Below are 14,288 nucleotides of genomic sequence, written 5' to 3'. Positions count from 1 at the left end.
TTATCTGCCAGACTGTCTGATGAGCGTGCTCAACTCGTCGGTGAACTTGGCATCGGCCATGAGATCCTCTATGTTGAGGTGCATGCGGTAACGCCAGTAGTGCTTTGGATTGGCAGGGATATTGATACGCTCGGCATCGGCATCGGGCAGACGCAGGCGCTCGCTCATGGCAAGCCAGTCCTGAAGACTCAATACGCAGAGCATCGAAGGCGAGTCGAGATGACGGGCAATGATATCCTCGGCGAGCCATCCTGGCAGCGGATGGGGCGCAGGGCCTTCGCGGTAGAGCATAGAGTTGTAGTAATCCTGCGTACGTTCGTAGTCCTCGTCCCACCACTGGCGGAGCGTGGGCATATCGTGGCTGGATATGGTACATACCGAACAGTAAGGGTTCTGGCTGAGATGTCCGAAGCGCGTAGTGGGCGACTTGGGCATGCTCTGGAGCTCGAGGCTGAGTATTCTGAGCTGCTTCATCACCCATGATACACAGTCGGGCACCATGCCGAGGTCTTCGGCGCATACGAGCATGCGAGTGGCCTGTACCAGCTTGGGCAACTTCTTCATTGCCTCGCGATACCAGAACTGGTTGTTGCGGCGATAATAATAGTCGTTGTAAAGGCGGTTGAACGCCTGCTTGTCATTATCGTAGAGCGACTCATAGATAAAGCCAAACTGGGCTGAGATACGCGGATGGAACATATCGGCACGGTTGCGGTCGCGCACAAAAAGCACGTCGCTCACAAGCGAATAGAGTCCGTCGCGCAGCCAGAGGTCTTCCTGCAGGGTTGCGCCGGCAAAGTGAGCCTCTATCTTGCGTTGCGTATCAAACTCGGGCTTCATGCAGTAACGCTCGCCGTCGATGCGCTCCAGGTACTTGCTGCGCACCTCGTCGGCGCGTCCGTGGAAGACACGGTCGAGCACCCAATCGGTAATGAAGGGCTGGGTGAAGCGCTCCTCCTGGAAGTTGAGCCCGTACTGCATGATTTCTTCACGGCTCATAGCCTGCGACGGAGCAAACTGGCCCGTCAGTCCATATACACAGTCGAGGGGTATCTCCCAAATGCGGAAGAAGCCTAAGACATGGTCAATGCGGTAGGCATCAAAGAACTGCGACATATTCTGGAAGCGGCGCACCCACCATTGGCAGCCGTCCTTGAGCATCTCGTCCCAGTTGTAGGTGGGGAACCCCCAGTTCTGACCGTTGACCGAGAAATCGTCTGGCGGTGCTCCTGCCTGTCCGTTAAGATTGAAGTATTTGGGCTCCATCCATACGTCGCAGCTGTATCTGTTTACGCCGATGGGGATGTCGCCCTTGAGGATGACGCCCTTCTGCCTGGCATACTCGTGGGCGTCCTTCATCTGCGCCGACAGCACGTACTGAACGAAATAGAAGAAAGCCACAGTCTGGTATTCCTTAGTGCGAGGGTCTGACAGCAGAGCACGGTCGGCCTCGTTCCATACATTATGGTCTTTCCACTGAGAGAAATCGGCTGTACCGTTCTCGTTTCTCAGCCATGAATACTGGGCATAGGGCACGAGCCAGCTCTGGGTTTCCTGGAAGAACGCCTTAAACTGTGCGCTCTTCATCATCTTCTTGCCTTCCTGCTGATAGACTTTGCCTAAGTAGTCCAACTTGAAGGCGTTTACCTTCTCATAGTCTATCTGTGGCAAGGCGTTGAGTCTGCGGCGCTCTGCTTCAGCCTCATTGCGCGCATCCTTGTCCTTCAATTCGGGCAAAGCGCGAAGGTCGGCATACTGGGGATGTATGGCGAAGATGCTGATGCAACTGTAGGGATAAGAGTCGGTCCAGGTGTGGGTGATGGTGGTGTCGTTGATGGGGAGCAACTGCAGCACGCGCTGTCCTGTCTTCGCCATCAGGTCTATCATCATCTTGAGGTCGCCGAAGTCGCCCACGCCCGCACTCTTCTTGGTGCGGAGCGAGAAGACCGGGACAAGCGTACCTGCCAGTTTGCGGTTCCATATCTCAAAGAAAGCCTGATCCAAGTTGTACACCACCATCGCGCCCTTATTCATGTCGGGCAGGGCGATGGTGCGGTTGCTGCTACACTCCCACATCATCACGTGTCCGGAAGCGTTTGTTACCACAAACTTCAGCTCTATCGGCTCGCCACGAAACTGCTCGGCGTCGATGTCGACAGCCCATTCGCAGTAGTTGTGAAGCGTCATGGGCACGGCCTTGTCCGGACACCATTCGCCTAAAGCCTTCTGCGCACCTATCACTGCCAGACGCTCTCCGTCGCGGAGTTGCGGTGCCCGTACGATGAGACGCAGCGTGCGGGCAAAGGATGTAGACTTGAGAGGCTGCGGAACCTGATGGTTGATGCAGTCGGTAAATGCAGAACTGTAGAGATACGAGTCTTCAGGCATATCATTCCAACGGTCGTACACGTGGTATTCGGTTGCAGCGGTACACGTGAAGTCGAGCACATGCTTCACCGTCAGCCATTCGCTTCGCTCGAAAGTGCCATCTGTCGTCACCTTATAATAATATATAAGGTTAGGGGTGGATGTACGCAGCGAAAGGTCGCACCACCAGTCCACTCCGTCTATGGTGGTCATACGAAGTGTCTTCACCTCGTCATTGTCCATGAAGCAGAGCGAGAGCTCCTCGCCGAATGCAGTACGGTATTCTATATGAAAGTGTATAGTCATTGTGTATATGGGTTATAGGATTATTACCATGAGAACTATTTATTCCTGTTGCTCCTGATGGCTGCCACAGAGAAGGCACCGCAGACAAGCAATACGCCAGCCACAATCATCATGTGGCTCTGGTGGGAGCCGACGAGATGAAGGAGGTGGCCGCCACACAGGGCTGCCACAATCTGGGGAATACAGATGGTGCCGTTGAAGAGTCCGAGATAAGCGCCCTTATGGCTGTAGCCCTCAAGGGCGTTGGTGACAAAGGCAAACGGCATGGCGAGCATGGCTGCCCAAGCACAGCCTATGAGCAGGAAGGGCAGTACGAGCATGTTCTTGTCGCCGATAAACGGCACAAGGGCAAAGCCTATTCCGCCGATGATCAGGCTAAGGGCGTAAGCCAGCTTCTCGTTCTTGAACTTCGGAAGCGCCATAGCCCACAGCACCGACCCGATGGCTTGCCAGAAGAACAGCACGCCAACCCAGTTGCCCGCCTCCTGGTAGCCCTTGGAAACCACGTCGGTGGTGTGCCATACGGTTTCGGCAATGGTACCGTTGGTGTAGGTCCACATATACATAAAGGCAGCCCAGCAGAAGAACTGTACGAGTCCGACCTTCCAGAACATCGTCGGCGCATTCTTGAGAAGCGTTATCCAGCCTGCGCACTTCTTTTCTGTCTGAGGCTGGGCCTCGTTGTATTCGGCGTATTCCGCGGGGGTCCACTCTTTTACCTTCGCCGTGGTGAAGATGACGCAGAGGATGAGTATGGCAGCTCCGACATAGAACGAATAGATGACTGAGTCGGGTATTACGCCCTTTGCGGCTTCGTTGGAAATGCCGAGAGCCGTAAAAAAGAACGGAAATACGTAGCCTACAAGCGAACCGGCATTACAGAGAAATGACTGGATGGAGTAGGCGAGCGACTTCTGTTCCTCATTCACCATGTCGCCCACAAGCATCTTGAATGGCTGCATGGCCATATTGATGCTCGTGTCGAGAAACATCAGCGAGATAAGTCCGAAGACCATGGCCGTGCCGACAGCCATACCGAACGAACCGGCATTGGGCAGCAGGCACATTACCAGTACAGCCACTGTGGCTCCTACGAAGAGGTACGGGATGCGACGCCCGAAGCGACACCATGTCCTGTCGCTGAGCGTGCCTACTATGGGTTGTACGAGGATGCCCATCAGAGGAGGCAATATCCAGAAATAGCTGAGGTTGTGGGGGTCAGCCCCCAGTGTGGCAAAGATGCGCGATATGTTGGCGCTTTGCAGGGCGTAAGCTATCTGTACGCCAAAGAATCCGAAACTCAAATTCCAGAGTTTCCAGAATGAAAGATTAGGCTTTTGGGTCATTGTTATTTGGTTTTCTGTTATTCTGTTTTTTATCCGTTCAGCGGGTGGTGCCTCTCACGACCAGTCGCGTCCTCACCACACGCATGGCCACCTCATTACGCGGCAGCGAACCTTCCACCTGGCTGATGAGTATATTGGCAGCCTCCTCACCCACAACCACGCCACGTTGTTCCACCGTGGTGAGCATCGGGTCGCAGGCTATGGCACGTTCGCCGTTGGTAAATCCGCAGATGCTTATGTCGTTGGGGATGCCGAACCCCATGCGTTTGGCGGTGTAGAGTATGCCTATGGCGGTGTCGTCGTTGATGGCGAAGAAGGCGTCGGGGCGCTCGTCGTCAGGCAGAGAGAGTATTTCGGGTGTAATTGCCTCAGCCTGCGCGCGGTTGTCACATATACGCACAAGTTTTTCGTCTATCTTCAATCCGTTTTTGGCCAAGGCGTCACGATAGCCGTTATAGCGGTTCTTCGACAGTTCCAGGTTCATCGGCGAGCCATAGAAGGCGATACGCTTGCAGCCGGTATCTATCAGGTGGGTCACCGCCGTAAAGGCTCCGTTATAATCATCCACCACCACTCGCGAACCGTTGACGCCGGTGCAGATACGGTCATAAAACACAAGTGGCACCCCATTGTCCATAAGCTGGCGGAAGTGGTCATACTGTCTGGTATCCTTGGCTTGCGACACGATGACGCCACACACCTTATTCTTATAGAAGTCGTCGCAGATTGCCACCTCCTTGTCGTAACGCTCGTTGCTCTGTGCCACCATCACACGATAACCGCGCGCACGCGCTTCCTCTTCTATTCCCGAGAGGATAGACGAAAAGTAGTAATGCACAAACTCAGGAATGATTACGCCGATAACCTTCATTGGCTGGCTATGGGTGTGGCGCAACGCCTCACCAATGACATTCGGGCAAAAGTTATGTTCTTTCGCGTATGCCTTGATGCGTTCTTTTTGTGACGCGCTGATGCGGGGACTGTCGTTGAGCGCACGACTGACTGTCGCTACCGAGATGCCCAAGTCGCGGGCTATGTCTCGCATTGTCATAGGTGACTTATCTGCCATGGTTTTCAGTTATGTCGCAAAATTAGTCATTATTCCCGAATGTGTAATGCTTTTCTTTGCACAAAATATTAAATTGTAGTGCAATCGTTTGCATTGAGATTGTAGCAGTTTTCGCAAAAAAAAGATACAAGGTGATTAGATTAACCCTAACTTTGCAAGCAGATTGAAATGAGCCCAATAACTACTGAACTTCATTTACATAATATATCTATAACTAAAAACAGCAAAACATGAAGCAGTTGAAAATCAAATTGCCTCTGAAGACGTTGGTACTTGCCGGCAGTCTTCTCCTTGCAACAAGTTCCTTTGCGCAGAACAATGCCATCAAGGGACATGTGAAAGATGCTTCGGGCGAACCTCTCATGGGTGCAACCATCACTGTCAAAGGTAAAGCCGTAGGCATTACCGATGTTGATGGCAACTTCACCATCGATGCAGCCCCTGGTACAGAACTTACATTCACCTTCTTGGGCATGTTGCCACAGACCATCAAGGCAACGGGCAACATGACCGTAACTCTCTCCAGTGATGACAAGCTCCTCAATGAGGTGGTGGTCATCGGTTATGGTACTGTAAAGAAAAACGACCTTACAGGTTCTATCAACACGGTAAAGCCAAGTGAGGTGCAGGCCGGACTTGCTACATCGGCTCAGGACCTTCTGGTAGGTCAGGCTCCTGGTGTAACCGTAACCTCTGCCGGTGGACCTGAAGGCGGCGGTACAATCCGTGTGCGTGGTGGTTCTTCACTCAACGCCAACAACGACCCGCTTATCGTCATCGACGGTGTGCCATTGGACAACTCTGGTATACAGGGTATGGGCAACCCGCTCTCGATGATTGCCCCTGACAACATTGAAAACATGACCATCCTCAAGGATGCTTCCGCTACAGCCATTTACGGTTCGCGCGCTTCCAATGGTGTCATCATCATCACCACCAAGCGCGGTATGAAGGGCAAGCCTCAGGTAAACTTCTCCGCCAATATGTATGTCAACACTGCCCGCAAGACCTACAAGTCTTTGTCTACAGATGCATTGACAGAAGTTCTGACACAGCATTTTGGCGCTGACAGCGACCCCATTAAGTATATTCAGGCCAACGCCCAGAAGTATGGCGTGCTCAACACCAACTGGCAGGACGAAGTGCTGCGTACCACCGTCTCTCACGACTACAACCTGAGCGTGGGTGGAACTACCGGCTGTCTGCCTTATCGCGTGTCAGCCAGCTACACCAATAACAATGGTATTCTGATGGACTCTCGCATGGATCGTGCCACCGTGGGCTTCAATCTTACTCCTGAGTTCCTCAATCACCGACTCAAGATTAAGGCCAACGTCAAGGGCTACTGGATAAAGAACCAGTTCACCAACAGCGGTGCAGTGGCAGCTGCCATCGCTATGGACCCATCTGCACCTATTTATAATAATGCTCAGATGAAGGGTGGCATTGATGGCTACAAGCTCTGGAACGGTTACTACTCTCACATGAATGGTGCGGCTTTCAACACCAACGGTACAAACAACCCAATTGCCACTGCTACCGACAAGGACGACAAGGCCACAGTACTGCGCAGCAACGGTAACCTGCAGATTGACTATGCACTGAAATGGTTGCCCGACCTGCACTTCAACCTCAACCTCGGTTACGATGTGAGCAAGTCTAAGGAGAACCTCTACACTGCAGCCAACTCACCTACAGCATGGGACGGATGGCGCAACGACGGTGCCGGTACTCACCAGTACATCGAGCAGTTCAAGAGCAATACCTTGCTCGATTTCTATATGAACTACCAGAAGCAGGTAGACTGCATCAAGTCGTTCTTCGATGTTACAGCTGGTTATTCTTGGCAGCGCTTCTATAGCGACGGCCACAACAACGGTACTGTTTTCACCACCGACGGTTTCAGCACTCCTGTTCTCAACGCTGACGGCACCTATACTCTCAACTGGGGTACACAGCGTGAGGGTACTACCTACACCGACCCCGCCAAGACGGCATGGGCTAAGCATCTTCAGTTGCTGTCATTCTTCGGACGAATCAACTATACTCTGATGGACCGCTACCTCTTGACATTCACCGTACGTGGTGATGCTTCTTCACGTTTCAGCAAGGAAAACCGTTGGGGCGTATTCCCCGCAGCGGCATTCGCATGGAAAGTCACTGACGAACCTTGGATGAAGAGCGTCAAGAAGGTGATGGACGAACTGAAACTCCGCCTCAGTTGGGGTGTCACTGGTCAGCAGGATATCGGCGACAACTACTATCCTTACCTCGCCACATACGTATCGTCTGTACAGGGCTCTAACTATCCTTCACTCAGCGGCAATGGTTTCATCTCTACCATGTACCCCTCGGGTTACGACCCCAAACTGAAGTGGGAGGAGACTACTACATGGGACGCCGGTGTTGATGTTGCCTTCCTCAACAACCGCATCTCTGCCAGCTTGGATTTCTATCTGCGTAAGTCAAAGGACTTGTTGAGCTACGTATCAGTACCCAGCGGTTCGTCTACCACCAACATGATGAACCAGAACATCGGAACACTGAAGAACCAGGGTGTCGAGTTCTCTATCACAGCACGTCCTATCGTGACCAAAGACTTCTCTTGGACTGCCAGCTACAACGTGGCTTACAACAAGAACAAGATTACCAAGCTCAACAACGATGGTTCATATATTGAGACAGGTGGCATCTCTTCGGGTAACGGAAACAACTGCCAGGTACAGGCCGTTGGTCATCCTATCAATTCATTCTACCTCTTTGAGCAGGTGTACGACAAGGACGGCAAGCCACTGGAAGGTGTATACGTAGACCAGGATAATAACGGTGTAATCAACGACGACGACCGCCGCATATATCACAGCAAAGACCCGAAGGTGACAATGAGCTTCTCTTCTACTTTCAACTGGAAGAACTGGGACCTCGGTATCGCAATGCACGCCAACATCGGCAACTATGTTTATGCCGACGCCATGTCAGACCATGCTGTCGTTGACAACTGTTGGAAGAACGGTAAGTTAAACAACCTCATCCAGACCGATTACTACTTCAACGGTACCGTCAATCCTGCAATAGGCATCATGAAGAGCGACTACTGGCTGCGCAATGCCAGCTTCCTGCGCTGCGACAACATCACACTGGGTCACACATGGCCCTATCTGCTCGACAACAAGATGCGTCTGCGTCTCTACGGAGCAGTCCAGAACCCATTTGTCATCACCAAGTATAAGGGTCTCGACCCAGAGGTGGCAAGCGGTATCGACCGCGACGTCTACCCACGTGCTACAACCTTCACCATCGGTGTAGTGGCAAGTTTCTAAATCATACAACAAGCGTCTAACAATACAATAAAGACTATAATAATATGAAATCATATAAAAGCATCATAGCTTCAGCATTGTTTGCAGGTCTGGCCCTGACTACCACATCCTGTATCGGCGATTTGGATCTTGAGCCCAATGATCCGAACACCACCACAGCCGGCAACATGACAGAGGCTGCTTACGAGGCCGTGTTGGCTAAGTGTTACTCTGGCTTGGCTGTATCTGGCCAGGGCGGTCCCGACGGAGATTCAGATATCTCTGGTCTCGACGGCGGTACCGGACAGTACACACGTGCGCTCTTTATGCTCAACGAGTTCCCCACCGACGAGACAAAGTGGATATGGAAAGACGAGGGCGTCATCGACCTTAACACCAACACATGGGGTAAGGGCAACGCCAACATCTTCGGTACATACAGCCGTATGTATGTAGAGATAGCCATCTGCAACGACTTCCTGCGCCTCATCAAGGGCAAGGACCAGTTCAAGGATATGGCTCTCGAAGCCCGTGCGCTGCGCGCCATGAGCTACTATAATATCGTAGACCTCTTCGGTATGGGTGGCTTCATCACAGAAGAAGACCCCGTAGGAAGCAAGCCCAAGCAGATTTCACGCGTCGAGCTTTCTACATGGCTGGCCAGCGAGTTGGAAGACATCGTTGCCAACATGTCTGATGCCACACCCCACTACGGACGCGTAGGCAAGGACGGCGTTGAGGCTCTTCTCGCCCGTCTCTATCTCAATGCTGGCGTCTTTAGCGGCACTCCCGCCTACGACAAGTGCGCTCAGCACTGCGAGAACATCATCGCACGCCATAAGGGCAAAGGTTTCAAGGGCTCTGGTCTTGCAGACCACTACCTCTATCTGTTCTGCGGCGACAACGATGTATATATGCCAGGTGGCTCAGATGTCAACGAAATCCTTTGGGGTATTCCCTACGATGCCGTTGAGCTCACTCCTTACGGAGGCACCACCTTCCTCTGCTGCGCAGCTATCAGCAACCTGACCGTCGACAACGATGGCGCTTATATGAACTGCGAGGACTATGGACTCAACCAGCAGTGGGGCTGTATGCACGCCACCAAGGAATTTGCCGACAAGTTCGCTTCCGAGCCCAACGACGTACGCTGGTCTATGTGGAAGAAGGATGTAGACGGATTCAAGAAGGCGAACACCGCATTCTCTAAGTTTACCGACGGCTATGGCGTGGTTAAGTTTACTAATCTGCTGCGCGGCAGCAACGGTACCCTCAAGAAGGGCGAAATCACCAAGTTCCCCAACACCGACCTTCCCCTCATCCGTCTGGCCGATGTCTATCTGATGTTTGCCGAGTGCGCAATGCGTGGAGCTGCCGACAAGGCCAAGGGTGTGGAATATGCCAACTATGTACGTGAGCGTGCAGGCGTTTCAGCATGGACCCAGACCGACCTCAACGAGCAGAACATGATTGACGAGCGTTGCCGCGAGTTGTACTGGGAGAACGTGCGCCGTACCGACCTCGTTCGCTTCGGACTCTTTACCGGCAGCAAGTACACTTGGTCATGGAAGGGCAATGTAGACAAGGGTGCCAGCATTCCTGACTACATGAACGTATTCCCGATTCCTTCATTGGTAATCGCTGCTCAGCCCGACTTCAAGCAGAACCCCAATTATTAAGCATCAATCAATCTTTATAAACAGATTAAGCAATGAAAAAATTAAGTTATATACTGTTCAGCTTCATCAGCCTGGTGCTTGCCACCGCTTCGTGCAGCGGCCCTGAAGAGGAGAACCCCGTCATCCAGACGCCTACCAAGCTCGTGCTGAACACACCGGCTACTGCCAACCAATACGTAGACCTTGGCTATGACAAGGAGGCTGGCACTGTAAACTTCACTTGCTCGCAGGCCGACTATGGCTTCGCTGCATCAGCCAATTACTACATGCAGGTGTCACTCGATGCGACCTTCGCTAATTTTGTTGAACTTGGCGACGCCTACACTTCATGCAACCTGAACGTGAAGGCAAGCCAGATAGCAGAAGCCATCTGCAAACTGCGCGGCATCACGAGTGAGGAAACCTACACCGACGAGCCTGCCCGCAAGGTATACTTCCGCGTAAGGTCTCAAATCCTGAAGTACGAGGACACCAGCATCCTCTCAAATGTTGTGGCTATGGAGAAGATTAAGGGCTACTTCGCTCTGCGTCTGCCGGGCTACATCTACCTCGTAGGTGCACCTGAGGGTTGGACTGGTCCTTCCGAAGATAATAAGGCCCACTACGAACCCTGGAAACTCTTCGAGGACGACAATGCTGTAGGCAGCAAGGTCTATTACGGAGAATTCGACATTCCTGCAGATAAGTTCCAGTTCCGTTTCTACACAGCTCTGACTGGATGGGACAAGGATTCTTACGGTAGCCAGGAGAAAGACTCACCCAAGGACATCAGTATGACCAACGGCATTTACGACGGAGCCATCGTCAAGGGTAAGGGTAGCTACCAGTTGCCCGGCTGGGCTGGCGGAAAAGTCAAGATTACCGTCAATATGAGCAACGACTCTAAGATGACCGTCAAATTCGAGAAAGTAGGTTAACATTTCAGTAACGTCAAAGTGAACATAATCATGAAGAAATCAACAATAGCATTTATAGCAGTCCTGTCTCTCGTCTTCGCCTCGTGCGATGACGACTGGACAGAGGCCCTGCCACAGGTTAATCCTCAGGAGCAAGCCTTTGCTGTCGACGACATCACGCTCAAGAGCATTGTCCCCGAGGCAGTCAATCTGCAGGAGGCATATATGAAGGACAACAAGGTGAAGCTCTTCACCGAAAGCGTGAAGAACCTCCCCGCTGGCAGCAAGATGATGTACGAGCTGCAGTTCAGCAAGACCGCCGACTTCGCCAAGTACGGCACCCTGGTATGCGAAATGGATTCCGACACAGCTGTCGTGAAAGCCTCTGACTTCCAGAACGCTTATGTGGCAGCTATCAGCCGCGGCTCCAAGGCCAAGCAGCTCTACCTGCGCTACGCCGCTTACATCGTCAAGGACGGGACTTCAGTAGTCCGCGTAGGCGACCCCAACACTTATCTGGGCGCCTCCCAGGTGAAGGTTACTCCTTACCCGAGCGACCTCGTCATCGAGAACAACTACTACCTGCTGGGTACCATCAACGGATGGTCGGTAGCTAATGCCATCAAGTTTGACCACAGTGGCGACCCCTACGACAACCCCGTATTCACCCTTAAGGTGAACATCAGCGAGAGCGATGCTGCCTCCGGATGGTGGTGGAAGGTTGTGCCTGAGTCTACATTCCGAAATGGCAACTGGGTAGACGCTGACAATGCAGCCTATGGTGTGGTTGAAAACGGCGACGGTGCTGCCGAAGGAAGCCTCGTTGGACGTACCGCAAAGAATGATGTAGGTGCAGGATGCCTGAAGATGAGCGGAGATTTGCTGTTAACCATCAATCTCGAGGATGGCACCTACTCGTTCACCCCTATCGCAAAGTAATTGTAAATCCTTAAGACATAGATACATTTTGTCACATAGATTCGTTAAGGCTTTAGATTTTTTAAGTTAGATTGGAAGAGACTGCTCACTTGGCGTGAGTGGTCTCTTTTTTTATTGGCGACGCGCCAACGTGCAAACGATTGCGCAACTGGTTTGTACGTTTCTCACTCTGTCACACTTGTTTATAGGGGAATTTGAGATAACTTTGGAGTATAAACCAAAGGGGTTGCCCAGCGGCGCGATGCAAGCGGACTAACCTCGCCGACAACCATAATTGGGGTATACGATAGTATGGGTATGCCCTCTGCTCTGATAGTAACTAAAAACAGAATAAGATGAAGACATTTTACATGACTCTCGTTGCCCTTATGGCAACATTAGGCATCCATGCACAGGGTTGGCCAGCCAACTACGACGGCGTGATGCTGCAAGGATTCTATTGGGATTCATACCGCGCGTCAAAGTGGTTCAACCTCGAAGCCCAGGCCGATGACCTCGCACCCTACTTCAGTCTGGTATGGATACCGCAGAGTGCCAACTGCGGCAGCGGACGTTCCATGGGCTACGACGACCTTTACTGGTTCAGCAATTACAACAGCTCGTTTGGCAACGAGACCCAACTGCGCTCGATGATCAAGACCTTCAAGAGCAAGGGCATTGGCACCATTGCCGATGTGGTCATCAACCACCGCAATACCCTCACCAGCTGGACCGACTTCCCTGTAGAGACATACAAGGGCACGACCTACCGCATGTATTCTACCGACATCTGCCACGACGATGATGGTGGTAGCACCTACAACTGGGCTGTCGGCCAGAGTCCTAAGCTGAGTCTCAGCAACAAGTATGACTCGGGCGACGACTGGGATGGCATGCGCGACCTCGACCACTACAGTTCCAACGTGCAGAGCGTGGTGAAGGCTTACCTCGACATGCTGCTCAACGACTTCGGCTACGCCGGATTGCGTTACGACATGGTCAAGGGCTACGCCGGAATGTTCACTGGCATCTACAACACCGCCCTCAAGCCTCGCTTCTCCGTAGGCGAATACTGGGACGGCAACGCCAATACCGTCAAGGCCTGGATAAATGCCACCAAGGTCAACGGCGAGCCCACATCGGCTGCCTTCGACTTCCCCGTGCGTTACGCCGTGCGCGACCTCATCGCTTCCAATTGGAGCGCCAGGGCAAAGAACGGACTCGTCGGCGATGCTGCCTACCGCCGCTATGCGGTGAGTTTTGTGGAAAACCACGACACCGAGTATCGATCCAGCACGGAGCAGCAAGACCCTATACGCAAAGACACGCTTGCTGCCAACGCCTACATCCTCGCTGCCTGCGGCACGCCCTGTGTCTTCTACAAGCATTGGCAGGCATACCCCACAGACATCAAGATGATGATTAATGCCCGCCACATAGCTGGCATCACCAATACCAGCACCACCGTCTTCAACGAGTATGTAGCCACGCAGTGCAATGTCCTCAAGACCGAAGGTGCTCACGGCACTCTCTACGCCGTGATGGGCCAGCGCGCCAACGCTTACCAGGCTCCGGCGGGTTATACCGAGATACTGCGCGGATATCACTATCGCTACTTGCTCAGCAACAGCAGCAACGTGGCTTGGGTCGACCTTCCCTCCGGTCACTATGACGATGTGCAGAAGGCTCGTCTCACTGCGGTGAGCAGCCAGCCGGGTGCGCAACTGGTCTACACCACCGACGGAACCACGCCCACCGCGCAGAGCCGCAAGGCGGCAAGTGGCACGCTCGTCGACATCCCCGCCGGCACCACCACGCTGAGTGTGGGACTGCTCGTAGGCACCACGGTATCGGCTGTCATCACGCGCACCTATGAGGTAAGCGCTCCCGAGGCCTTCACTCCCTACGACATCACCATAAACGTGAACGCTGACAACGTGGGATGGAGCCGCGTAAACTTCTGGGCTTGGGACGACCAGTACGGCGACAACTTCACTGCCACTGGCACGTGGCCCGGCGACGCCGTCACCGTCGCTAAGACTATAGAAGGGCGCAAGTGGTACAGCCGCACCTACCGTATAACCAAGCGCGATGCCATGCTCTCATTTGTCTTCAGCACCGCCAGCGGTTCTCCCCAGACCGTCAACGTGTACGACATCAACAAGGACGCGTTCCTCGAAATTGCCACCAGCAAGGACAGCCAGAACCATTACTACGTGACCGATGTGACCCCGCAGCCTCCTACCGCCATAACCACCGTGACCACCGACATCCAGCGCCGACCCACTATCTGGTACGACCTGCAGGGTCGCCAATACTCCCATCGCCCCACCCAGCCCGGCGTTTACATCAACAGCGGCAAGAAGATTATGATACGGTAAACCTCTGCGGTGCATCAGCATCATGAG

Annotated in this window: 8 protein-coding genes; 5 read left to right on the top strand and 3 right to left on the bottom strand. The window is 53.0% G+C overall.

What is annotated here, in order from left to right; all coding sequences use genetic code 11:
• Genes CIK95_RS10010 through CIK95_RS10000 form a run of 3 tightly spaced genes read right to left on the bottom strand, consistent with a single transcriptional unit; the run spans position 1 to position 5,088 of the window.
• Positions 1-2,673 (bottom strand): 4-alpha-glucanotransferase, encoded by a 2,673-nt coding sequence (locus tag CIK95_RS10010; protein WP_094466923.1) that lies wholly within the window; start codon positions 2,671-2,673, stop codon positions 1-3.
• Positions 2,674-2,708: 35 nt separating this feature from the next.
• Positions 2,709-4,019: an MFS transporter gene (locus CIK95_RS10005; protein ID WP_094466922.1), complete on the bottom strand. Its 1,311-nt coding sequence runs from the start codon at positions 4,017-4,019 to the stop codon at positions 2,709-2,711.
• 37 nt (positions 4,020-4,056) lie between these two features.
• Complete coding sequence (locus CIK95_RS10000) at positions 4,057-5,088, bottom strand: LacI family DNA-binding transcriptional regulator (protein WP_094385831.1); 1,032 nt, start codon at positions 5,086-5,088, stop codon at positions 4,057-4,059.
• Positions 5,089-5,318: 230 nt separating this feature from the next.
• On the opposite strand from CIK95_RS10000, the gene CIK95_RS09995 reads away from it, so the two are divergent.
• From CIK95_RS09995 to CIK95_RS09975, 5 genes are all read left to right on the top strand, one after another.
• Complete coding sequence (locus tag CIK95_RS09995; RefSeq protein ID WP_254046228.1) at positions 5,319-8,408, top strand: TonB-dependent receptor; 3,090 nt, start codon at positions 5,319-5,321, stop codon at positions 8,406-8,408.
• 44 nt (positions 8,409-8,452) lie between these two features.
• Positions 8,453-10,066 carry a RagB/SusD family nutrient uptake outer membrane protein gene (locus CIK95_RS09990; RefSeq protein WP_094466921.1) on the top strand — a complete coding sequence of 538 codons (1,614 nt, stop codon included), beginning with the start codon at positions 8,453-8,455 and terminating at the stop codon, positions 10,064-10,066.
• Between the two features lie 32 nt (positions 10,067-10,098).
• Positions 10,099-10,983: a SusE domain-containing protein gene (locus tag CIK95_RS09985; protein ID WP_094388705.1), complete on the top strand. Its 885-nt coding sequence runs from the start codon at positions 10,099-10,101 to the stop codon at positions 10,981-10,983.
• Between the two features lie 30 nt (positions 10,984-11,013).
• Positions 11,014-11,901, top strand: coding sequence for a DUF5115 domain-containing protein (locus tag CIK95_RS09980; protein ID WP_094466920.1), 888 nt, complete (start codon positions 11,014-11,016; stop codon positions 11,899-11,901).
• Positions 11,902-12,236: 335 nt separating this feature from the next.
• Positions 12,237-14,261: an alpha-amylase family glycosyl hydrolase gene (locus tag CIK95_RS09975; RefSeq protein ID WP_094466919.1), complete on the top strand. Its 2,025-nt coding sequence runs from the start codon at positions 12,237-12,239 to the stop codon at positions 14,259-14,261.
• Positions 14,262-14,288: the final 27 nt, after the last annotated feature.

The organism is Prevotella sp. P5-108, from assembly GCF_002251385.1.
Lineage (GTDB): Bacteria > Bacteroidota > Bacteroidia > Bacteroidales > Bacteroidaceae > Prevotella.
This window is presented reverse-complemented; position numbering and strand designations above follow the sequence as displayed.